The organism is Aeromonas sp. CA23 (assembly GCF_002587065.1).
Lineage (GTDB): Bacteria > Pseudomonadota > Gammaproteobacteria > Enterobacterales > Aeromonadaceae > Aeromonas > Aeromonas bestiarum.
The window spans coordinates 768,511-790,411 of sequence record NZ_CP023818.1; the positions used below are offsets into that span (position 1 = coordinate 768,511).

The 21,901-nt window shown below is 61.7% G+C and carries 17 protein-coding genes and 2 pseudogenes; 10 read left to right on the forward strand and 9 right to left on the reverse strand.

The window, feature by feature from the left end; translation table 11 throughout:
- Positions 1 to 46 precede the first annotated feature (46 nt).
- The 4 genes from gntU to CK910_RS03645 all read left to right on the forward strand — a co-directional run bounded on the left by gntU (position 47) and on the right by CK910_RS03645 (position 7,355).
- Positions 47 to 1,387 (forward strand): gluconate transporter, encoded by a 1,341-nt coding sequence (gene gntU / locus CK910_RS03630; RefSeq protein WP_098981024.1) that lies wholly within the window; start codon positions 47 to 49, stop codon positions 1,385 to 1,387.
- Positions 1,388 to 1,533: 146 nt separating this feature from the next.
- Positions 1,534 to 2,883 (forward strand): CDP-diacylglycerol--serine O-phosphatidyltransferase, encoded by a 1,350-nt coding sequence (pssA, locus tag CK910_RS03635; protein ID WP_172955231.1) that lies wholly within the window; start codon positions 1,534 to 1,536, stop codon positions 2,881 to 2,883.
- A gap of 190 nt (positions 2,884 to 3,073) precedes the next feature.
- Positions 3,074 to 5,143, forward strand: a complete 2,070-nt coding sequence (gene recG / locus CK910_RS03640) for an ATP-dependent DNA helicase RecG (protein WP_172955232.1) — start codon at positions 3,074 to 3,076, stop codon at positions 5,141 to 5,143.
- 142 nt (positions 5,144 to 5,285) lie between these two features.
- Positions 5,286 to 7,355, forward strand: coding sequence for an AsmA-like C-terminal region-containing protein (locus CK910_RS03645; RefSeq protein ID WP_098981027.1), 2,070 nt, complete (start codon positions 5,286 to 5,288; stop codon positions 7,353 to 7,355).
- Between the two features lie 54 nt (positions 7,356 to 7,409).
- Here CK910_RS03645 and CK910_RS03650 read toward each other — a convergent pair whose 3' ends face one another.
- The 3 genes and pseudogenes from CK910_RS03650 to CK910_RS24570 form a co-directional block, all read right to left on the reverse strand.
- A complete protein-coding gene (locus CK910_RS03650) occupies positions 7,410 to 8,324 on the reverse strand; it encodes a bifunctional GNAT family N-acetyltransferase/hotdog fold thioesterase (RefSeq protein ID WP_098981028.1) in 915 nt (304 codons plus the stop codon).
- 17 nt (positions 8,325 to 8,341) lie between these two features.
- Positions 8,342 to 8,446: pseudogene (locus CK910_RS23610) on the reverse strand (GNAT family N-acetyltransferase); the annotation flags it as partial.
- Positions 8,447 to 8,463: 17 nt separating this feature from the next.
- Positions 8,464 to 8,565 (reverse strand): annotated as a pseudogene (locus CK910_RS24570) (GNAT family N-acetyltransferase); the annotation flags it as partial.
- Between the two features lie 51 nt (positions 8,566 to 8,616).
- Between CK910_RS24570 and CK910_RS03655 the strand changes: the two are divergent.
- Positions 8,617 to 9,285, forward strand: coding sequence for a spermidine synthase (locus CK910_RS03655; RefSeq protein WP_098984977.1), 669 nt, complete (start codon positions 8,617 to 8,619; stop codon positions 9,283 to 9,285).
- Positions 9,286 to 9,331: 46 nt separating this feature from the next.
- Here CK910_RS03655 and dtd read toward each other — a convergent pair whose 3' ends face one another.
- The 3 genes from dtd to typA all read right to left on the reverse strand — a co-directional run bounded on the left by dtd (position 9,332) and on the right by typA (position 12,708).
- Complete coding sequence (dtd, locus tag CK910_RS03660) at positions 9,332 to 9,769, reverse strand: D-aminoacyl-tRNA deacylase (RefSeq protein ID WP_098981029.1); 438 nt, start codon at positions 9,767 to 9,769, stop codon at positions 9,332 to 9,334.
- A gap of 81 nt (positions 9,770 to 9,850) precedes the next feature.
- On the reverse strand, positions 9,851 to 10,723 hold the full coding sequence (locus CK910_RS03665; RefSeq protein ID WP_043136447.1) for a virulence factor BrkB family protein: 873 nt from the start codon (positions 10,721 to 10,723) through the stop codon (positions 9,851 to 9,853).
- A 173-nt stretch (positions 10,724 to 10,896) separates the two neighbouring features.
- A complete protein-coding gene (gene typA, locus CK910_RS03670; protein ID WP_043136450.1) occupies positions 10,897 to 12,708 on the reverse strand; it encodes a translational GTPase TypA in 1,812 nt (603 codons plus the stop codon).
- Positions 12,709 to 13,059: 351 nt separating this feature from the next.
- Between typA and glnA the strand changes: the two genes are divergently transcribed.
- The 5 genes from glnA to add all read left to right on the forward strand — a co-directional run bounded on the left by glnA (position 13,060) and on the right by add (position 18,846).
- On the forward strand, positions 13,060 to 14,469 hold the full coding sequence (gene glnA / locus CK910_RS03675; protein ID WP_042866924.1) for a glutamate--ammonia ligase: 1,410 nt from the start codon (positions 13,060 to 13,062) through the stop codon (positions 14,467 to 14,469).
- Positions 14,470 to 14,560: 91 nt separating this feature from the next.
- Positions 14,561 to 15,139: a DUF4124 domain-containing protein gene (locus CK910_RS03680; protein WP_098981030.1), complete on the forward strand. Its 579-nt coding sequence runs from the start codon at positions 14,561 to 14,563 to the stop codon at positions 15,137 to 15,139.
- Between the two features lie 80 nt (positions 15,140 to 15,219).
- Complete coding sequence (gene glnL / locus CK910_RS03685; RefSeq protein ID WP_043136455.1) at positions 15,220 to 16,275, forward strand: nitrogen regulation protein NR(II); 1,056 nt, start codon at positions 15,220 to 15,222, stop codon at positions 16,273 to 16,275.
- A 9-nt stretch (positions 16,276 to 16,284) separates the two neighbouring features.
- Positions 16,285 to 17,703 (forward strand): nitrogen regulation protein NR(I), encoded by a 1,419-nt coding sequence (gene glnG, locus CK910_RS03690; protein ID WP_098981031.1) that lies wholly within the window; start codon positions 16,285 to 16,287, stop codon positions 17,701 to 17,703.
- Between the two features lie 141 nt (positions 17,704 to 17,844).
- On the forward strand, positions 17,845 to 18,846 hold the full coding sequence (add, locus tag CK910_RS03695) for an adenosine deaminase (RefSeq protein WP_098981032.1): 1,002 nt from the start codon (positions 17,845 to 17,847) through the stop codon (positions 18,844 to 18,846).
- 76 nt (positions 18,847 to 18,922) lie between these two features.
- On the opposite strand, the gene hemN is transcribed toward add, so the two are convergent.
- From hemN to yihI, 3 genes are read right to left on the reverse strand one after another with little or no spacing between them, the layout of a single operon-like run.
- A complete protein-coding gene (hemN, locus tag CK910_RS03700) occupies positions 18,923 to 20,296 on the reverse strand; it encodes an oxygen-independent coproporphyrinogen III oxidase (RefSeq protein ID WP_098981033.1) in 1,374 nt (457 codons plus the stop codon).
- Positions 20,297 to 20,323: 27 nt separating this feature from the next.
- Positions 20,324 to 20,764 carry a DUF2489 domain-containing protein gene (locus CK910_RS03705; protein ID WP_043136466.1) on the reverse strand — a complete coding sequence of 147 codons (441 nt, stop codon included), beginning with the start codon at positions 20,762 to 20,764 and terminating at the stop codon, positions 20,324 to 20,326.
- Positions 20,765 to 20,775: 11 nt separating this feature from the next.
- On the reverse strand, positions 20,776 to 21,354 hold the full coding sequence (yihI, locus tag CK910_RS03710; RefSeq protein WP_098981034.1) for a Der GTPase-activating protein YihI: 579 nt from the start codon (positions 21,352 to 21,354) through the stop codon (positions 20,776 to 20,778).
- Positions 21,355 to 21,901: the final 547 nt, after the last annotated feature.

Sequence of the window (21,901 nt, forward strand, 5' to 3'; positions counted from 1 at the left end):
ATCGGCAGGGTGTCGATACTGAATCTGGAACAAGGAACGCACAACAATGTCTGACCTCTCCCTGATCATGACGGCCGCCGGCTCCATAGTGCTGCTGCTCTTTCTGGTGATGAAGGCCCGCCTGCACGCGGTCGTCTCCCTCATCCTGGTCTCCATGGTGGCCGGCCTTGCCGCCGGCATGAACCCGGCCGAGATCGCCAACACCATCCAGAAAGGGATGGGCGGCACCCTGGGCTTCGTGGCCGTGGTGGTGGCGCTGGGCGCCATGTTCGGCAAGGTGATGGAGGTCACCGGCGCCCTCGACCGGGTGGCTCATACCCTGCTCGGTACCTTCGGCGTCAAGCGCGCCAACTGGGCCATGTCACTGACCGGCTTCATCTGCGCACTGCCGCTCTTCTTCGACGTGGCCGTGGTCCTGCTGATCGGGGTGGCCTTTGCCATCGTCCGTCGCGGCGGCGGCAGCGTGGTGAAGATAGGCATAGCGCTGCTGGCGGGCATCGCCACCTGCCAGGCGTTCCTTATTCCGGCGCCGGGCCCCATCCTGGTGGCGTCCCAGCTCGGTGCCGATTTTGGCTACATGATACTGTTCGGCCTGATCGCCGCCGTGCCGGCCCTGATCCTGGCGGGCCCGCTGTTCGGGGAGCTGATCAGCAAGGTGGTGGATGTGCCGCTGCCCGCCGATGCCCAGAGCAGCGCCCACGACGACTGCAAGACCCTGCCCTCCTTCGGGCTAGCCATGGGCCTGATCGGTCTGCCGCTGCTGATGATAGGTCTCAAGACCATAGTCGGCCGCTTCGTCGAGGCGGGATCCACACTGCACAACTGGCTGGAGTTCGTCGGTCACCCCTTCACCGCCATCATGGTCGCCTGTCTGGCCGCCTTCTACCTGTTGGGGGTGCGTCGCGGCATGTCCCGTGACGAGGTGATGAGCGTCTGCAACAGCGCCATCCAGCCGGCCGGCGTCATCATACTGGTGACCGGCGCCGGTGGTGTGTTCAAGCAGATCCTGGTGGATTCCGGGGTGGGTGCCGCCCTTGGCAACATGCTGGCGGATTCCGGCCTGCCCATAGTCGCGCTGGCCTTCATACTGGCGGCCGCGGTGCGGGTGATTCAGGGTTCCGCCACCGTCGCCATGCTGACCGCCTGCGGCCTGCTGCTGCCCATGCTGGAGCCGCTCGGCCTGAACGGTGCCCAGCTGGCCGCCGTGACCATCGCCATCGGTGGCGGGGCCATAGTGCTCTCCCACGTCAACGACTCCGGCTTCTGGCTGGCCAACCGCTATCTCGGCCTCTCCGAGAAGCAGACCCTGCAGACCTGGACTGTGATGGAGACCATCATAGGCACCACGGGCGGCGTCATGGCGATGATCATCTACAGCTTCCTTTGAACATAACCGCTGTCAAAAAGGCCTCCGATGTGAGGCCTTTTTCATCTTTATGACGATTCTTTCTTTGGCTAACAGGTCGAGGTTGCTAGAATCGCCTATCCATCGCTCCGAGTGGAACGCTTAACGCAGTGATTTCAGGTTTCTCTATGCATTCATCGGCACACTATCGACAGCTGTTGGCTCGTCTGCCCCAGATCGCCGTCGCCGCAGATCAGTTTCAGGTGCTCAACAGCGCCCGGGACTTCAAGAGCCGGATCCTTTCGCTCATCGCCAGCGCGACTCACCGCATCTATCTGGTGGCCCTCTACCTGCAGGATGACGAAGCGGGACGGGAGATACTGTCCGCCCTCTACGCCGCCAAGCAGCGCAACCCGGCCCTGGACATCAAGCTCTTCGTCGACTTCCACCGTGCCCAGCGCGGTCTGATCGGCAAGGGCAAGCAGGGGGGCAACCACCTGATGTATCAGGAAATGGCTGCCCGCCACGAACACCAGATCGCCATCTACGGCGTGCCGGTGAAGGGGCGTGAACTGCTCGGCGTGCTGCACCTCAAGGGCTTCATCTTCGATGACACCCTGCTCTACTCGGGTGCCAGCCTCAACGACATCTATCTGCATCAGCAGGATCGCTACCGTTTCGACCGTTATCACCAGATCACCAGCCCCGAGCTGACCCGCTGCATGGTCCACTATGTAGACGATCTCTTCCTCAAAAGCGAAGCGGTGCAGCGGCTGGATCGCAGCGACATCCCCACTGCCAAGCAGCTGAAGGGGCCGATCCGCCGCTTCAAGCACAGCCTGCGCCTGGGCCAGTACCGCTTCGAGAGCATGCCGGTCAACAGCCAGGAGATCGCCATCACTCCGATGACGGGGCTGGGCAAACGGGGCAATCAGCTCAACAAGATGATCCGTACCCTGGTGCGCGCCACCGAGCGGGAGATCTTCATCTGCACCCCCTATTTCAACCCGCCCAAGGAGTTGAACAAGGACATCGAGGCCCTGCTCAAGCGCGGCTGCAAGGTGACCATAGTGGTGGGTGACAAGACGGCCAACGACTTCTTCATCCCGCCGGAGGAGAAATTCTCCACCATAGGCGGCCTGCCCTATCTGTACGAGACCAATCTGCGCAAGTTTGCCGAGCGCAACCAGCATCACATAGATGCCGGCCGTCTCAACCTGATGCTGTGGTGCTGCGAGCGCAACTCCTACCACCTCAAGGGGATCTTCGTGGATGACGAGTGGGCGCTGCTCACCGGCAACAACCTGAACCCCCGCGCCTGGGCGCTGGATCTGGAGAACGGTCTGCTGGTGTACGATCGTCGCCATCACCTGCGTGCCCAGTTCAACGGGGAGCGGGAGAACATACTCGCCAACACCAAGCGGATCAGCCACTTCGATCAGATTGAGCAGATCAAGGACTACCCGGAACAGGTGCGCAAGCTGCTGGCCCGGATCCACAGGGTCAGGGCTCATATCCTGCTCAAACGCATCATCTGACGCCGGGCGCATCGCGCCCACAGGCAGCTGCAACAAAGGCCTCCCGTTTTTCGGCAGGCCTTTGTCACATGTGGCCACCGCCTTTTTTCAGCCGCCCGGCCGGCCCGGCTCACTGCAACGCGGCTTGCATCGAGCCATCAACAACCCCTATCATCTGGACATATTTACAGTGTTTTCGGGCATCTAATTGATGAAATTGGATAAAATCTCCCTCGACAGCCTCAAGGGCGTCGGCAGCAAGATGCAGGAGAAACTCGAGCGGCTGGGGCTGGCGACGGTACAGGATCTGCTGTTCCACCTCCCCCTGCGCTACGAGGACCGTACCCAGGTGTGGCCCATCGGCGATCTGCCGCCCGGGCTGCACGGCGCCGTCGAGGGCGAAATCCAGGACACTCAGCTGGTGATGGGCCGCCGCCGCATGCTGGTCTGTCGCATCAGCGACGGCACGGGCACCCTGACCCTGCGCTTCTTCAACTTCACTGCCGCCCAGAAGAACAGCCTGGGCCAGGGCCGCCTGATCCGCTGCTTCGGCGAGGTGCGCCCCGGCAAATACGGGCTGGAGATGGCCCACCCCGAGTACAAGCTGCTCGGCGAAGAACAAGCCGGTCAGACCGAAGAGGCGCTCACCCCCGTCTACCCCACCACGGAAGGGCTGCGCCAGCTCACCCTGCGCAGCCTCACCGATCAGGCGCTGGCCCAGCTCGACCTGTACGGAGTGGAAGAGCTGCTGCCCGCCGGCCTCTATCCCCAGCAGATCGAACTGGCCGCCGCCCTGCGCCTGCTTCATCGCCCGCCCCCCTCGGTGGCGCTGGCGCTGCTGGAGAGCGGCCAGCACCCGGCCCAGCAGCGACTGGTGCTGGAGGAACTGCTGGCCCACAACCTCTCGGTACTGAAAGTCCGTGCCCAGGCGCAAACCCAGCTAGCCCGCGTCCTCAAGCCGGCGCCCGCACTGGTCGAGCAACTGCTCGGCGCCCTGCCATTCACTCCCACCGGTGCCCAGAACCGGGTGGTCGCGGAGATCGGCCAGGATCTGCAACGCAGCTACCCCATGATGCGGCTGGTGCAGGGGGACGTGGGTTCAGGCAAGACGCTGGTCGCGGCCTTGGCGGCACTGCAAGCCATCGGCAACGGCTGCCAGGTGGGGCTGATGGCCCCGACCGAGCTGCTGGCCGAGCAACACGCCATCAACTTCGGCCACTGGCTGGCACCGCTCGGCATCGGAGTCGGCTGGCTGGCGGGCAAGCAGAAGGGCAAGGCGCGGGAGGCTCAGCTCGCCGCCATCGCCGACGGCAGCGTCAAGATGGTGGTGGGCACCCACGCCATCTTCCAGGAGCAGGTGGTGTTCCAGCGCCTGGCCCTGGTGATCATCGATGAACAGCACAGATTCGGGGTGCACCAGCGCCTCGCCCTGCGCGAAAAAGGGGAGCGGGAGGGAGTCCATCCCCATCAGCTCATCATGACGGCCACCCCCATTCCCCGCACCCTGGCGATGACCGCCTATGCCGATCTCGACACCTCCATCATCGACGAGCTGCCGCCGGGCCGAACCCCCATCACCACGGTGGCGCTGCCGGACAGCCGCCGCCAGGATGTGATCGAACGGGTCAAGCTGGCCTGTGAAGAGGGCAAGCAGGCCTACTGGGTCTGCACCCTGATCGAGGAGTCCGAGGTGCTGGAGTGCCAGGCCGCCGAGGATACCGCCGCCGAGCTGCAAAACCAGCTGCCCGGCCTGCATATCGGGCTGGTGCACGGCCGGATGCGCCCCATCGAGAAGCAGCGGGTGATGGAGGAGTTCAAGGCGGGCATATTGCAGCTGCTGGTCGCCACCACAGTCATCGAGGTGGGGGTGGACGTGCCCAACGCCAGCCTGATGATCATCGAAAACCCGGAGCGGCTCGGGCTGGCCCAGCTGCACCAGTTGCGCGGCCGGGTCGGTCGCGGCTCTGTGGCCTCCCACTGCGTGCTGCTTTATCATGCTCCCCTGTCGAAGACGGCCCAGAGCCGGCTCGGAGTGTTGCGGGAGACCAACGACGGTTTCCTGATCGCCCAGCGCGATCTCGAGCTGCGCGGCCCGGGGGAACTGCTCGGTACCCGTCAGACCGGGCTGGCCGATCTCAAGATCGCCGACCTGGTGCGCGACCAGTCGCTCATCCCGCAGGTGCAGAAGATGGCGCGCTTCTTGATGGACCGCCACCCGAGCCATGTCGATCCCTTGATACGGCGCTGGCTCGGTTTACGGGATCACTATTCCAATGCCTGACCAAGGCAAATGCAGAAGATGGGCACATTGCCTGATGGACAGACACGGCTCCCGCGTGGACCCCTTGATCCGCTGTTGGCTGGGTCTGCGAGATCACTACTCCAACGCCTGACAACCATCCCGAAACAGGAGGAAAGCACCCATGAATTCCTGGCTACGCGGCCTGCTCTATACATTTGCCTTCCTGCTGCTGTTTGTTTGGGTCGGCCTCGGCCTGTTCGATGCGGAGCGGGCCAAGGGCCCCATCGCCGGCTGGATCAGCCAACAGACAGGGGTGCCCGTCACCATAGGGCGGCTGGTGTTCAACCCGCTCCACCCCTACACCCTGCTGGCCGAGCAGGTGAGCTATGGCGACGCCGTCACCCTCGACAAGCTCTATCTGGAGATAGAGAGCATCGACTGGCTGAACCGGGATGTGCGCATCGCCCACCTCGATCTCATTCGCCCCGTCATCAGGCTGCCGCTGCCCAACCAGCTGCCGAACCTGCCAGTTCACTCCCTCACCATCAGCGACAGCACCATAGATCGGCTCAGCCTGCAGAGTGACGAGCTGACCCTGAGCGGCCTCAACGCCACCCTCAACGACTGGCAACTGCTCAATCCGGTGCGGCCACCCCAGGCCAACCTGAGCCTCAACATCAATCAGCTGACAACCCCCGCCTTGGCCCTCTCCCGCCTCAACCTCAAGGGTCGACTGGAAGGCCAGGTGCTGAGTACCGACAAGCTGACCACCAACCTGTTCGACGGCCTGCTGGAAACCGGCATGGAGCTGGACTGGCCGGCACGCAGCCTGCGGCTGAGCAACCTCAAGACCCAGGGTATGCGCATCGAGTGGAGCACCCTTGCCAAGACCGAATCTCCCCTGCGTCAGGTCAGCCTGGATCTCGGCCAGATCCGGGATCTCAGCTTCAACGACATCGAGCAGGAGCTGGCCCTCAACAACCTCAACGGCCAGCTCACCGCCTTCAACTGGCAGGCCGGCAGCACGCCGACCGGCTACTTCTCGGGGACCCTCGGCGATCTCGGCCGCGGCCTGTTCCAGCTGGAGGCCATCCAGGGCAAGGTCGCCTTCTCGCCCCAGCAGATTGACGCCGAGGTGCAGGGCAAGGCCTACGAAGGCGAATTCAATCTGGAGCTGGCGCTGGATACTCAGCAGCAGAAGCTGACCCTGAAAAACATGGCCCTGAGCGGCATGGACATCAGCCTGCCACAGGGGTGGTGGCAGGATTGGCAGAGCTGGCGGCCACAGCAGATCGACATCCGCAAGCTGGCATTCGACAAGCTCAAGGTGCTCTCGTTCGACGATGCCCTGCCGCTGTCGCTGACCGGCTGGCAGCTCTATCTGACCGATCTCGGCCTGCGGGGCCAGCAGCCCGCCCCCCTGCTCGGCCGGGCCAGGATAGAGAGCCAGTGGTTCGAGCTGGTGTGGGACGGCCTCAGCGCCCGCAACGGCGCGCTGGACGGTGAACTGACCCCCAGCGCCTGGCTGCTCAACAAGCTGACCAGCTCGCTGCCGGACCAGGGCTCCCTCAGCCTGAGCGGCCAGTGGGGCAAGGAGCCGGGCCAGACCAGCCGGTTGCAGCTCAAGGGGGAGAAGCTGGATCTGGTGCAGTGGAGCAAGCTGCTGCACTCCCCCATCTCCTTCGCCGGCAAGGCCGATATGAGCGCCGACCTGCAGGCCCTGCACGGCAAGACGCCAGGCGAGTGGCGCAGCACCCTGCAGGGGATCTTTGCCCTCGATGCCAACGAGCCCTTCTGGGACAAGGTGCAGATAGATCCCCTGCTGGATGAGTGGTTCAAGGGCGCCACCCCGCCCACCCTCAGCCCGGATCAGCTGTGGCAGGCCATGCAGGCGGGGGACACCCCCTTCTACCGCATCAAGCTGCAGGGCAAGGTGGAGCAGGGCCAGTTGCAGATAGAGCAGGCCGGCGCCTCCACCATCACTCACCTGCTCGCCCTGCAGGGGGGCATAGATCTGGTCAACGAACAGTGGCAGCTGGATCTCGGCGCCCTGAATGGCCAGCGCTGCGCCGAGCTGCTGAGCCACTGGCGCGGCCCGCTCGATGCACCCGTGCTGAGCTGGGAGTTCCCGGCCAAGCAGGCCTCCTGTGGCTGGGAGGTGGGGGTGAGCTATCCGGCCCAGGGGCGCAACAGCCCGCTCTGGCGGCCGGCACAGCCCGCCAAAGCGCCCACGCCGGCCAGCGAGCAGTAAAACGAACAAGGCCTCATCATGAGGCCTTGTTGCAATCTTGCGAGGTGAAAAGCGTCAGGCCTGCTGACCGGGCCGCTTGATGGGCTGCACCACATAGTGGCCGAGGAACTCGGCTGCCAGCTTGTCACCACTGAACAGCTTGATCTTGAGGCTGAACTTGGCCGACTCTCCCGCCTTGAGCGGCGCCAGCACGGCGGGCATTCCCTCGCGGGCCACCCGCGCCTCCGGCTCCTCGTTGACCGGGCGGTAATACTTGATGTTGCCCTCCGCCAGCACTGTATCCCCCACCAGACCCGCTTCTTTGAGCTGCAACCAGATCAGGCCCCAGCCCGCCAGCACGCACTGGCTGTAGATGCTGCCGGCAAACATGGTGTCGTGCACGTTGAGGTTGGCCGCCAGATTGGCCTTGAGATGGAAGGTCTGGCCGTCGTAGTGGGTGATGTGTACCCCCATCTTCTCGCTGATGGGGATGCCCCGCGACCAGCGGGTGGTCAGATCCTGGCACCACTCGGGGCGATACTGGATAGTCTGCAAGGGGCTGAGAGACTTGATCATCTGGCGGTGCGGAATGCGGCCGAAGGAGACGGGGCCTTCCCCCACCTCGAGGAAACCGCACTTGCGATAGAACTCCACCGCCTCCTGGCGGGCATTCATCACCAGCCGCTTCACCTTCTCGCTGCGGGCCAGCTGCTCGAGATCTTCCACCATGCGGACACCTAGCCCCTGCCCGCGAAACTCGGGGCGCAACGCCATGAAGCGGATCTGGGCCTCGTCGCCACCGACAAACAACCGGCCGACGGCGATGGGCGTGCCGTCAGGCGCCAGCATCAGGCGGTGGATGGCGACGGTATCGTATTCGTCCCGCTCGGAACCGATGGGCAGATTGAAGGGTTTACGCAGCAGTTCCCAGCGCAGCTGGTAGTAAGCATCCAGCTCGGCTGCCGTTTGAGGGGTGACTACCCGGTACATAAAGCGATCCTTGAGTGAGTGCCGACGGACAGATTGAAGCGCTTGCGCACCAATGCCTCCCAGCGCAGCAGGTAGTAAGCGTCCAGCTCGGCTGCCGTTTGAGGGGTGACTACCCGGTACATAAAGCGATCCTTGAGTGAGTGCCGACGGACAGATTGAAGCGCTTGCGCACCAATTCCCAGCGCAGCGGGTAGTAAGAATCCAGCTCGGCTGCCGTCTGGGGAGTGACCACCCGGTACATAGTTCCATCCTTGAGTTACACTGGTCGAAAACCATCTTGCCGTGCAAATTCATGGACTTCAATCTGCAAGCGTACCAAGCCGACCACTTATTGCACCTGAGCGCCAAGCCGGAACGGCGCCTCTCCATTCTGGAAAATGCCCATCACCGCTGGCTGGAGATAGACGGCGTGGTGCAGTCGGCCATGTCCCTCGCCCAACCGGCCAGTCTCTGCCTGCCCCATCAGCAGTGCATCGCCAGCCTGTTGCCGGCCAGGGCTACCCGGGTGCTGGAGCTGGGGCTGGGCGGCGGCGATCTCACCCGTCACCTGAGGGCACGCTGGCCCGAGGCACGGCACGACTGCGTGGATCTGGATGAAGAGGTACTGACCCTGTTCCAAGTGTTCTTCCGCCACCCGGCGGAGCCCGCTGATCGGGCGCTGCACCTGCACCACGCCGATGCCCTCGCCTTCCTGCTGGCCCGCGACGACACCTATGACTTCGCGCTGCTCGACCTGTTCAGCCAGGATGGCAACCCCCTGCTGCTGTTCCAGCATCACCTCTATCAGACCCTGGCCGCCCGGCTGCGCGGTCCCCTCATCATCAACCTGCTGCCGCGCACCCACAGGGAGCTGGAGCAGGCACTCATGCTGGCCGAGGAGTGGATTGGCCCCACCCAGACGCATCCCGTGCCCGGCTACATCAATGTGATCCTGCACGCAATCCCGCGCCACCTCGCCTAGCCGCGATGCTCCCGGTTATTGCCACCGGCTCTGCCGATACATCCTCTCAGACCTGCAGCCAGAAGGTCACAGGACCGTCGTTGAGCAGCGCCACCTTCATGTCGGCGGCAAAGCGGCCCGTCTCGGTCGGTATGCCGCTGGCGGTTGCCTGCGCCACGAAGTAGTCGTATAGCCGCTCGGCCTCGACCGGGTGGGCGCCGCCGGAGAAGCCGGGTCTCATGCCTTTCTTGGTATCCGCAGCTAGGGTGAACTGGGAGACGACCAGCAGACTGCCGCCAGCCTGACTCACGTTCAGATTCATCTTGCCCTCTTCATCGGAGAAGATGCGGTAGCCGCTCACCTTGTGCAGCAGCTTGTCGGCCTTGGCCTCGTCATCCCCCTGCTCCACCCCGAGCAGCACCAGCAGCCCCCGGCCTATGGCCCCGGTCACTTCTCCCTCTACCGTTACGCTGGCCTCGGAAACCCGCTGGATCAATGCAATCACATCCCTCTCCTCTTGAAACAAAATGACCGCCCCCATCTTGCTAACAGGGGCGGTCGTCGATGCTAACAGCAAGAGGCCGGATCAGGCCAACTCATCAGCGCCCGGTCGCTCATATTCGCCGAGGCAGGCGGTGGTTTCCGCGCCAAGCAAGACCACCAACCAGCTCAGGTAAACCCAGACGAACAGGATCGGAATGGTCGCCAGGGCGCCATAGATGGCCTGATAGGAGGGGAAGTTGGTGATGTAGATGGCAAATCCGCGCTTGGCCAGCTCGAACAGGGTAGCGGCCACCAGGGCGCCGATGAAGGCGTGTATCAGCCGCACCTTGCAGTTGGGCACCACCGTATAGACCAGCAGGAAGGTGAGCACGGAGAAGAGGAACGGCAAGCCGCGCAGCAGCAGGTAGCCGATGCCGAACAGGCTCTCGGCCCCAAACAGCCGCAGCGAGAAAATGTAGGAGGAGATGGCAATGCTGGCGCCTATGAGCACAGGGCCCAGGGTCAGTATCATCCAGTACATGGCAAACGCCTGCGCCAGCGGTCGGCCCTGAGTCGAGCGCCAGATGTAGTTGAGGTTCTTGTCGATGGCCGAGATCAACATCAGCGCCACCACTATCAGGGCGCCTATGCCAACGGCAGTGGTATTGGTGGCATTGGCCACGAAGCCATCTATGTACTCCTTGAGCATCTCACCCGCGGTGGGCACGAAGTTGTGATAGACGAACTGCTCCATCGCCTGTTTCAGAGTCTGGAATACGGGAAAGGCGGACATCATGCCGAACACCACGGCAATCATGGGCACCAGGGAGAGCAGGGTGACATAGGCCAGATAACCGGCGGTCACCGTCAGCCTGTCCTGCTGGAAACGACCCCAGACAAACTGGGCGAAGTGGCCACCATCGTGGCGTAAAAAGGAGAGGGCATGGCCGAGACGGCCACCGAATTTCTGCTGCATCGTGATTCCCAATGTCTTCATCATGCCGGCATTGTGTCAGATTGCATGGCCATTTGGCCACCCATGGGCCGGATCGATGCGACCTGTTCGGGCATGCTGGCCAGCGATACCCCGCCGAGCGACCATAAAAAAAGAGGCCCGAAGGCCTCTCTCTGTCTGTCGAGGAACAGATATCAAGCACGACCGGCGCGCTTGCGATCCATCTCGGTCAGCAGTTTCTTACGCACACGGATAGCCTTGGGCGTGATCTCTACCAGCTCATCGTTGTCGATGAATTCGAGAGCCTGTTCCAGGGTCATGCGGATCGGCGGAGTCAGCACCTGGGCTTCATCGGTACCGGAGGCACGCATGTTGGTCAGCTGTTTGCCCTTCAGGCAGTTCACTGTCAGGTCGTTGGAACGGGAGTGAATACCGATCACCTGGCCTTCGTACACTTCGGTCGCGTGACCGATGAACAGACGACCACGGTCTTGCAGACCGAACAGGGCGAAGGTCAGAGCCTTGCCGGTAGCGTTGGAGATCAGCACGCCGTTCTGACGCTCGCCGATGCTGCCACCCTTGTGCGGACCGTAATGGTCGAAGGTGTGGTACAGCAGACCGGTACCTGAGGTCATGGTCAGGAACTCGGTCTGGAAGCCGATCAGGCCACGACTCGGGATCATGAAGTCAAGACGGACACGGCCCTTGCCATCCGGGGTCATGTTGGTCATCTCGCCCTTACGCAGGCCGAGTTGCTCCATCACGGAACCCTGGTGGATCTCTTCCACGTCGACAGTCACGGTTTCGAACGGTTCGTGCAGAACGCCGTCCACTGTGCGCAGGATAACTTCCGGACGGGATACCGCCAGCTCGTAGCCTTCGCGACGCATGTTTTCGATCAGGATGGAGAGGTGCAGTTCACCACGACCGGATACGCGGAACTTGTCCGGATCTTCGGTCTCTTCCACACGCAGGGCCACGTTGTGGACCAGCTCCTGGTTCAGACGCTCCAGGATGTTGCGGGAGGTCACGAACTTGCCTTCTTTGCCGGCGAACGGTGAGGTGTTGACCTGGAAGGTCATGTTCACGGTCGGCTCGTCAACGGAGAGCGGCGGCAGGGCTTGAACAGCGCCGTTGTCACAGATGGTGTCGGAGATTTTCAGCTCGCCCAGACCAGTGATGGCGATGATGTCGCCCGCTTGCGCGTCAACCACTTCGGTACGGGACAGGCCCAGGTAGCCAAGCACCTGACCGACTTTGCCGGTACGGGTCTTGCCATCGGCACCGACGACGGTGACTTGCTGGTTGGTCTTGACGCGGCCACGGCTGATGCGGCCGATACCGATAACACCCACGTAGGAGTTGTAGTCCAGCTGGGAGATTTGCATCTGGAAGGCACCGGCGGGGTCACCCTTCGGCTGCTCGACGTTGTCGACGATGGCCTGGAACAGGGGTTCCATGTTGTCGGACTCAACGCCCTGATCCAGAGTGGCCCAACCGTTCAGTGCAGAGGCGTAGACAACTTTGAAGTCCAGTTGCTCATCGGTGGCACCCAGGTTGTCGAACAGGTCGAATACCTGATCCATTACCCAGTCAGGACGAGCACCCGGACGGTCGATCTTGTTGATGACCACGATCGGCTTCAGACCCTGGGCGAAGGCTTTCTGGGTCACGAAACGAGTCTGCGGCATAGGGCCGTCAACAGCATCAACCAGCAGCAGCACGGAGTCGACCATGGACATGACGCGCTCTACTTCACCACCGAAGTCGGCGTGACCCGGGGTATCAACGATGTTGATGCGGTAGTCGTTCCAGCGGATCGCAGTGTTCTTGGCGAGAATGGTAATACCACGTTCCTTTTCCAGATCGTTGGAATCCATCAGACGCTCTTGACCATCAGTGGTACGGTCCAGGGTTCCAGACTGCTGCAGCAGCTTATCAACCAGGGTAGTTTTGCCGTGGTCTACGTGCGCAATAATCGCAATATTGCGTAAATTCTCTAACATTCTCGCCTCAATCACCGGGTAAAATTGGGCGCTAATTGTACTCTCGCCTTTGTGATCTGCCTAGCAGAATTGCAGTGCATTCACGCATAACAGGGGATCGGGATCATGGACCTTCCGTTCAAAGCCTGCTTAGATGGGGGCTGACCGTATACTGCGCACCATTTTAGTGCACCAAAACGATCCACTGTTGCACTACTTTGAGGCGTAACGCGCTGAGATGGCGGGTCTTGGGGCAGGCTTATAGTCGCAAATGCCCTGAAATCAAGCTGTCACAAACTTGGCACGATACTGGCTTATGTGAATGTGATGACGCATTCACCCTAAGAGTTTTAACACCGGAGGTTACTTAGCATGTCAGCCCAGAACGTTTTGGCCCTGATCCAGGAACACGAAGTCAAGTTTGTTGACCTGCGCTTTACCGACACCAAGGGTAAAGAGCAGCACGTATCCATCCCTTCCCACCAGGTCAACGAAGACTTCTTCGAAGACGGCAAGATGTTCGATGGCTCCTCCATCGGCGGCTGGAAGGGCATCAACGAGTCTGACATGGTGCTGATGCCGGATGCGGCCTCCGCCAAGCTGGATCCGTTCACCGAAGAGACCACCCTGAACATCGTCTGCGATGTGCTGGAACCGGCCACCATGCAAGGTTACGACCGCGATCCGCGCTCCATCTCCAAGCGTGCCGAAGATTTCCTGAAAGCCAGCGGCATCGCTGACACCGTGCTATTCGGGCCGGAGCCGGAATTCTTCATGTTCGACAACATCACCTTCTCGAACACCATGGGCCACAGCTTCGTGAAAATCGAATCTGAAGAAGCCGCCTGGAACTCGGGTACCGAGTATGAGCACGGCAACAAGGGCCACCGTCCGTTCGTGAAAGGCGGTTACTTCCCGGTTGCACCGGTCGACTCCTCCCAGGACATCCGCGCCGCCATGTGTCTGGTGCTGGAAGAGATGGGCCAGGTCGTTGAAGCTCACCACCACGAAGTGGCGACCGCCGGTCAGAACGAGATCGCGACCCGTTTCAACACCCTCACCCTGAAAGCGGATGAAGTGCAGGTGCTGAAGTACGTGATCCACAACGTGGCCCACGCCTACAACAAGACTGTCACCTTCATGCCGAAACCCATGTTCGGTGACAACGGCTCCGGCATGCACTGCCACCAGTCCCTGGCCAAGAACGGCGTCAACCTGTTCGCCGGCGACCTGTACGGCGGCCTGTCCGAGATGGCGCTGCACTACATCGGCGGCATCATCAAGCACGCCAAGGCCATCAACGCCTTCGCCAACCCGACTACCAACTCCTACAAGCGTCTGGTGCCGGGTTATGAAGCACCGGTCATGCTGGCCTACTCCGCCCGCAACCGCTCTGCCTCCATCCGTATCCCGGTAGTGCCGAGCCCGAAAGCCCGTCGCATCGAAGTACGCTTCCCGGATCCGGCTGCCAACCCGTACCTGGCGTTCGCAGCCCAGCTGATGGCCGGTCTGGACGGCATCATCAACAAGATCCATCCGGGCGATGCCATGGACAAGAACTTGTATGACCTGCCGCCGGAAGAAGCCGCCGAAGTGCCGACCGTTGCCGGCTCTCTGGACGAAGCACTGGCCGCACTGGACAGCGATCGCGAGTTCCTGACCCGCGGTGGCGTGTTCAGCGATGACTTCATCAACTCCTACCTGGAACTGAAACAGCAGGATGTTGACCGCGTGCGCATGACCCCGCACCCGCTGGAGTTTGAACTGTACTACTCCGTTTAATCCGGACCACAGCTCAGAACTTGACCAAACCCGCCAACAGGTGGGTTTTTTCTCTGATAGGATTAAGCAAAATCCCGTCAAGGAGAGATGGATGAGAAACACATACCCCGTATGGGCACTGAGTCTGCTGCTGGCGAGCATGGGGGCTCAGGCCGCCAAGGTGTACTCCTGGACAGACAGCAAGGGTGTCGTCCACTACACGGATGCCCCTCCCCCCGGCCAGCAGGCCAAAGAAGTGGATCTGCGGGTTGCCCCTCTCATTGGCAGCTCGCCGCGCTCGGTACAGGTGGAGAACTTCAACAGCCTGACCGGCGTCGATGCCAAGAAGGAGAAGGAAGCGGCCAAGCTGGTGATCGAGCTGCTCTCACCAGAACAGGGCAGCACGCTGCGCGACAACACGGGCAACGTGGTGTTCCAGGGCCAGATCAGCCCGAAAGCGCCGACCCAGTACGACGTGCGCCTGACGCTGGATGGCAAGGCGGCCCCCATAGTCAACAATGGCCTGGCCATTCGGGTCGAGAACCTGGATCGCGGTGCGCACGAGGCCCAACTCGAGCTGCTGGCCAAAGACGGTACGATCCTTGCTAAATCCAGGGTAGTCACCTTCTACCTGCACCGAGCCAGCCTCAATCCGGCACCAAAAGTGACCCCGCTCCCCAACAAGGGGTGATCCTGTGCATCGATACGGGTAGACTAAATGCACCACGTTGGTGCATTACTGGTGTATAGCACCGTTTTAGGGAGAAACCTGTGCCAACCCGCCCGGATCAAGCCAAGATACTGCTCGATAACTTGCTGACCGCCGTCATCCTGATGGATGAGCGGCTCTGCATCCAGTTCGTCAACCCGGCGGCCGAACAACTGCTCTCCCTCAGCCAGCGCCGGCTGATCGGGATCGAGCTGCCCCATCTGCTGGAACACATCTCCCTCGATCTGCAACGCCTCAAGCAGTGCCTCACCTCGGGGCAGGGCTTCACCGACAGCGAAGTGACCCTGGTGGTGGAAGGAGAACCCAGACTGGTGGAGATGAGCGTGAGCCCGCTCGCCGACCATGAACAACGCTTGATGGTGGTGGAGCTGCGCAAGATCGATCAGCAGAAGAAGATCAGCCAGGAGCTGCAACAACATGCCCAGCAGCAGGCGGCCAAGGAATTGGTGCGCGGTCTGGCCCACGAGATCAAGAACCCGCTGGGCGGCCTGCGCGGCGCGGCCCAACTGTTGCAAAAAGAGCTGCCGGATCCGGCCTTGCGTGAATACACCGGCATCATCATAGAGCAGGCCGACCGGCTGCGAGTGCTGGTCGATCGCCTGCTCGGCCCACAACGTCCGGGTCGTCACCAGATGCACAATGTTCACTCAGTGCTGGAACAGGTACGCCGCCTGGTGGAGCTGGAGCTGCCGCCGACGGTCCGCATAGAGCGGGATTACGATCCCAGCATTCCGGAATTCGAGATGGAGCCGGATCAGCTGCAGCAGGCGTTTCTCAACATGGTGCGCAACGCCGCCGAGGCCATAGGCGAGCAAACCGGGCTCATCCGCATCAAGACCCGCACCGCCTTCCAGATCACCATCCACGGCCAGCGCTACCGGCTGGCGGCCGAGATCAAGATCATCGACAACGGCCCCGGCATTCCCGATGCCATCCGCGATACCCTCTTCTACCCCATGATCACCGGCAAGGAGGGAGGCACCGGGCTCGGCCTCTCCATCGCCCAGAACCTGATCGATCAGCACAAGGGGCGCATCGACTGCATCAGCTGGCCAGGCCACACCGAATTCACCATCTTTCTACCGCTTCGCAAATAAGGGAACGTCATGACAGCAAAAGTGTGGATCGTCGATGACGACAGTTCTATCCGCTGGGTGCTGGAACGCACCCTCGGCAGCGAAGGCTTCGAGTGCGAGAGCTTCGCCGACGGCGAGGCCTTGCTGAGCTCGCTCGAGATGCGCTCGCCGGATGTGATCCTCTCCGATATCCGCATGCCCGGCATAGACGGCCTCAGCCTGCTGGAGCAGATCCACCGCCGCCAGGCCGATCTGCCCATCATCATAATGACGGCCCACTCGGATCTGGACAGCGCGGTCAACGCTTACCAGCGCGGCGCCTTCGAGTACCTGCCCAAGCCGTTCGACATCGACGAGGCGGTCACCCTGGTGCGCCGCGCCGAGAATCACCTGAAAGAGCAGCGCACCAAGCGCAAGTCTCGTCAGCAAGAAGCCACCGCCACACCCGAGATCATCGGCGAGGCGCCGGCGATGCAGGAGGTGTTCCGCGCCATAGGCCGACTGTCGCGCTCCAGCATCTCTGTGCTGATCAACGGCCAGAGCGGCACCGGCAAGGAGCTGGTCGCCCACGCGCTGCACAAGCACAGCCCGCGCGCTCACAAAAACTTCATCGCCCTCAACATGGCGGCCATCCCGAAAGATCTCATCGAATCCGAGCTGTTCGGCCATGAAAAAGGCGCCTTCACCGGCGCCAACAACATACGTCACGGCCGCTTCGAACAGGCCGACGGTGGCACCCTGTTTCTCGACGAAATAGGTGACATGCCGCTGGATGTGCAGACCCGCTTGCTACGGGTGCTGGCCGATGGCCAGTTCTACCGGGTCGGTGGCCATCAACCGGTGCAGGTGGACGTGCGGATCATCGCCGCCACCCACCAGAATCTGGAGAGGCGGGTCGCCGACGGCGAATTCCGGGAAGATCTGTTCCATCGCCTCAACGTCATCCGCATCCACATTCCGGCCCTCAAGGAGCGCCGTGAAGACATACCCCAGCTGGCCCAGCACTTTCTGCTGCGCGCCGCCAAGGAGCTGAACGTGGAGACCAAGAGCCTGCATCCGGACACCCAGGCCTACATCAGCCGCCTGCCCTGGCCGGGCAATGTGCGCCAGCTGGAGAACGTCTGCCGCTGGCTGACCGTGATGGCCTCTGGCCAGGAGGTGCTGGTCGGGGATCTGCCCGCCGAGCTGCTGACCCCCATCACCAGCGCGGCCGAGCCGGGCCAGCCGGCCCTGACCGGTGGCTGGCAGCAGCAGTTGCAGGATTGGGTCGCCAGCAAGCTGGCGCTGGGGGAGACCGACATCCTGGCCGATGCCCTGCCCCAGTTCGAGCGGATCATGCTGGAGACGGCACTGGATCACACCCATGGCCACAAACAAGAGGCCGCCCGCCTGCTCGGCTGGGGTCGCAACACCCTGACTCGCAAGCTGAAGGAACTCGACCTCTCCTGAGTCCTCGGGAAAAACGATTCCCATCACGCCTTCGCAAATCACTGACCAATAAGACCCCGTTTGATTTCAAACGGGGTATCTTTTTTGAGAGCCCTGCCTAGAATGGCAGGCTTTCAAACCCGACTCGAAGAAGGCGTCACCATGATTGACAGATCTCTCCCCCTGACCGACCTGCACCGCCATCTGGACGGCAACATTCGTCCGCAGACCATCCTCGAGCTGGGACGTCAGCACAATATCCAGCTGCCCGCCGATGAACTGGAGGCGCTGCGCCCCCACGTGCAGATCGTCGAGAACGAGCCGAGTCTGGTAGCCTTCCTGAAGAAACTGGACTGGGGCGTGGCCGTGCTGGCCGATTATGACGCCTGCCGCCGGATCGCCTACGAAAACGTGGAAGATCTGCTGCGCGCCGGCATCGACTACGCCGAGCTTCGCTTCAGCCCGGCCTACATGGCCATGGCCCACAAGCTGCACCCGCAAGGCGTGGTGGAGGCCATCATAGATGGCGTGGCTGCCGGCAGCCGCGATTTCGGTATCAAGACCAACCTGATCGGCATCATGAGCCGCACCTTCGGCACCGGGCAGTGCCGCATCGAACTGGAGGCCTGTCTGGCCCACCGCGACAAGCTGGTTGCCGTCGATCTGGCCGGCGACGAGCTGGGCTTCCCGGGCGAGCTGTTCACCGAGCACTTTCGCAAGGTGCGCGATGCGGGCATGCGCGTCACAGTGCACGCCGGTGAAGCCGCCGGCCCCGAGAGCATGTGGCAAGCCATCCGCGATCTGGGCGCCGAGCGTATCGGCCACGGCGTCAAGGCGATCCAGGATCCCCGTCTGATGGCCTATCTGGCGGAGCACCGCATCGGCATAGAATCCTGCCTCACCTCCAACCTCCAGACCACCACTGTGGCGAGCCTGACCGAACACCCGATCCGCCAGTTCCTGGCCGCCGGCGTGCTGGCCTGCCTCAACACGGACGATCCTGCGGTCGAAGGCATAGACCTGCCCCACGAATACGAGGTGGCCGCTCCGGCCGCCGGCATGACGGCGAACGAGATCCGCACCGCCCAGCAAAACGGCCTGACCCTGGCCTTCCTGAGCGATGGCGAGAAAGCCGAGCTGAGCGCCCGCGCCGCCAGCCGCTGAGCCTTGAACCGCTTGCTTACCCAATAAAAAAACCGCCGAGAGGCGGTTTTTTTATTTTCAGCGCCGGGCTGCCGGTTCAGATCACCCGGGAGAACTGCTGCTGGCGCGCCTTGTTGCGCAGATAGACATCGAAACACATGCAGATGTTGCGAATGAGCAGCTGGCCGGTGGAGACCACCTCCAGTCCCTCTTCACTCATGCGCACCAGACCGTCGTCGACAAAGGTCTGCAACAGCTTGAGATCGTCGGCGAAGTACTCACTGAAGACCAGGCCGTGCACCTGCTCGACGGCGGCGAAGTTCAGGCTGAAGTCACAGATGAGGCGCTTGATCACCTCACGGCGGATCAGATCGTCCTGGTTGAGGGAGCACCCCTTCCACTGGGCATGGCCCAGCGTTTCTACCTGAGCGTAATAGACCTTGAGCTCTTTCTGGTTCTGGGAATAGGCGTCGCCGATCATGCTGATGGAGGAGACCCCCAGCCCCAGCAGATCACAATCCCCCTGGGTGGTGTAGCCCTGGAAGTTGCGGTGCAGCTTGCCCTCGCGCTGGGCCACCGCCAGCTCGTCATCGGGCTTGGCGAAGTGATCCATGCCGATGAACTGGTAACCCTGACCGGTGAGGAAGGCGATGGTGTCCTGCAGCATGGCCAGCTTCTCCCGGGGGGCCGGCATGTCTTCCTCTTTCAGCTTGTGCTGGGCGGCGAAACGGCTCGGCAGATGGGCATAGTTGAAGATGGAGAGGCGGGCCGGATCCGTCTTGAGCACTTCTTCCAGAGTGTGGTGGAAGCTGTCGCGATTCTGGTGCGGCAGGCCGTAGATGAGATCCAGGTTGGTGGAGCGGAAACCCAGTTCACGGGCCCGATCCAGCATGGCGCGGATAAAGTCGTTGTCCTGCTCACGATTGACCGCGACCTGCACTGCCTTGTTGAAGTCCTGCACGCCGAGGCTGATGCGGTTGAACCCCACTTCACGCAGCACATCCAGCATGGTGAGCTCGATCTCCCGCGGATCCACTTCGATGCTGATCTCGCCTTCGTCCGCGAACTGGAAGTGCTCGCGCAACATGGCCATCAGACGGCGGGTCTGGGCTTCGTTGAGATAGGTGGGCGTGCCACCGCCCCAGTGCAGCTGGGTCACCAACCGGTGTTTGAACAGGGGGGCCTGGGCCTTGATCTCCTGCTCGAGATAGTCGAGGTACTGATCGGCCTTGTGCTGATGACGGGTGATCACCTTGTTGCAGCCGCAGTAGTAGCAGAGCTTGTGACAGAAAGGGATGTGCACGTAGAGAGACAGGTTGCGCGCCGGATACTGGCCTGCGGCGTGTACGAAGTCCGGATAGCCGAAGCGCTCGTTGAACTCCAGCGCGGTGGGATAGGAGGTGTAGCGCGGGCCGCTGTAGTTATATTTTTCGATCAGGGCCTGATCCCACACAATCTGTTCTGCTTGCACGCTTGCTTCCTCTTTTTTGTTATCGGCTCACCGGCTTAACTGAAAATCCTTCAGTTGGGCCACATCCTTGAGGATCTGCGCCTCCAGCTCGGCCTCATAGCCACTGCGTTCGAGATCCATCTTCATTACTTCATTGCGCTTGAGAGCACGTCTCGCCTCATGAGTCGGCATCTCTTTCACCTTCTCATAGAGACTGTACAAACCCGGAAATTCACTGGCAAAGGCCCGACCGCCCTGGATCTGCAAGGCATCCAGCAAATTGGTCAGCCGGATGGCGCCTTCGGAGTAGTCGCACTGACCGTCCCGCACCGCATGGGCAATCACCCGCACGCTGTCGAGGATACGCTCATTGCGGGCCGCAACGGCCTGCATCTGCATATCACGCTGGCGCTTGAGACGGGCCAGCAGGGTACCGGCATACCAGGCCAGCCCCAGCAAAATCAGGCCGCCCAACAGGGCGGCCAGCATCCATCCACTCATCACTTTTTCTTCGGCTCAGGCTTGGGCTCTGGCTGATAGTCAACCTGGGTGAAGCGATCCCACAGCTCCTCTTCGGAGGCGGGCTGGCTCGGCTCGTCATAGCCGGCATCGTCGAAGGAGCCATCGTCGTCTTCGTCATCATCGTTGTCTATGATGCCAAGCTCATCCATCAGCTCCTGATAGCGATCGACACGCTGGTCAACCCAGATCTGCTCGGCCGCTTCCAGGGTCTCGCCGGCATCGAGGCGATCCAGCAGATCGTTCAGGCGATCATCATTCTCGATGGCCGCCAGCTCCTGCTCGGGCGTCATTACCAGCTTCTTCTCTTTCACCGGCTTGGGCGCAACCGGCTTGCCGCTCTTCTCTTCCACGATCAGCGCGATGGGCTTGCGGGAACCGATACGCGGATCCTTGGCCTGCTTGCCATTCTTGTTGCTGGACTGTTCTGCCTGCTGGCGGGAGCCCGCCTTCAAGCCCTTACGCTTGGCGGCGCGTTTGCGCTCACGGCCTTCCAGGGCACTGGCATCTGATTCTTTGCGCTTACCGGTAGGCTTGCGGTTGGGTTGTTTAGCCGACATGAATGACTGACTCCGACAAATAACTGGATTGAAGCCGCACCCGGGATGAGACCATCCGGGGAGGATACTGACACGGGGGACAGTGGATCAGAAACAAGAGCGGGATCCTGCACCAACCCGACCATTTCTGGCCTCTGAACACCGCAGGATCGGTATCCTCTGGGCATGTTGCTGGTATTTTGACACAGAATGGCTAATCGGGTTAATGACCCAAAAGAAAAAAGGCAGCCGAAGCTGCCTCGATATGTTTATGCGAGTCCCATCCCTGGCTGCAAATCACCCTGTCCCTGGTGATACCTCTGCGCATCATATCTTTGTATATGGTCGTCCTGACCTTAATGGTCGTTCCTGAATGTGCGTGTGCTTGCTTGACCCATGGAGACGGCCTCCGGCCATCACTCTGGGGTGGTTGCATCCCGCAGCCCCGCTCTTCCTGAGCGGTCACCATCCTGGTATTTCAATCCCTTGCCTGTCACTTGCGTGGTCCTGTGGCATCCCGCCGCATCGACATCCTGTCTTCACAACATCCCGGTCGTGAATCGCCTCG

Coding starts and splice junctions, on each gene's coding strand:
- gntU (WP_098981024.1), top strand. CDS start 47: ATGTCTGACCTCTCCCTGATCATGACGGCCGCCGGCTCCATAGTGCTG.
- pssA (WP_172955231.1), top strand. CDS start 1,534: ATGCATTCATCGGCACACTATCGACAGCTGTTGGCTCGTCTGCCCCAG.
- recG (WP_172955232.1), top strand. CDS start 3,074: ATGAAATTGGATAAAATCTCCCTCGACAGCCTCAAGGGCGTCGGCAGC.
- CK910_RS03645 (WP_098981027.1), top strand. CDS start 5,286: ATGAATTCCTGGCTACGCGGCCTGCTCTATACATTTGCCTTCCTGCTG.
- CK910_RS03650 (WP_098981028.1), bottom strand. CDS start 8,324: ATGTACCGGGTAGTCACCCCTCAAACGGCAGCCGAGCTGGATGCTTAC.
- CK910_RS03655 (WP_098984977.1), top strand. CDS start 8,617: ATGGACTTCAATCTGCAAGCGTACCAAGCCGACCACTTATTGCACCTG.
- CK910_RS03665 (WP_043136447.1), bottom strand. CDS start 10,723: ATGCAGCAGAAATTCGGTGGCCGTCTCGGCCATGCCCTCTCCTTTTTA.
- typA (WP_043136450.1), bottom strand. CDS start 12,708: ATGTTAGAGAATTTACGCAATATTGCGATTATTGCGCACGTAGACCAC.
- glnA (WP_042866924.1), top strand. CDS start 13,060: ATGTCAGCCCAGAACGTTTTGGCCCTGATCCAGGAACACGAAGTCAAG.
- CK910_RS03680 (WP_098981030.1), top strand. CDS start 14,561: ATGAGAAACACATACCCCGTATGGGCACTGAGTCTGCTGCTGGCGAGC.
- glnG (WP_098981031.1), top strand. CDS start 16,285: ATGACAGCAAAAGTGTGGATCGTCGATGACGACAGTTCTATCCGCTGG.
- add (WP_098981032.1), top strand. CDS start 17,845: ATGATTGACAGATCTCTCCCCCTGACCGACCTGCACCGCCATCTGGAC.
- CK910_RS03705 (WP_043136466.1), bottom strand. CDS start 20,764: ATGCTGGCCGCCCTGTTGGGCGGCCTGATTTTGCTGGGGCTGGCCTGG.
- yihI (WP_098981034.1), bottom strand. CDS start 21,354: ATGTCGGCTAAACAACCCAACCGCAAGCCTACCGGTAAGCGCAAAGAA.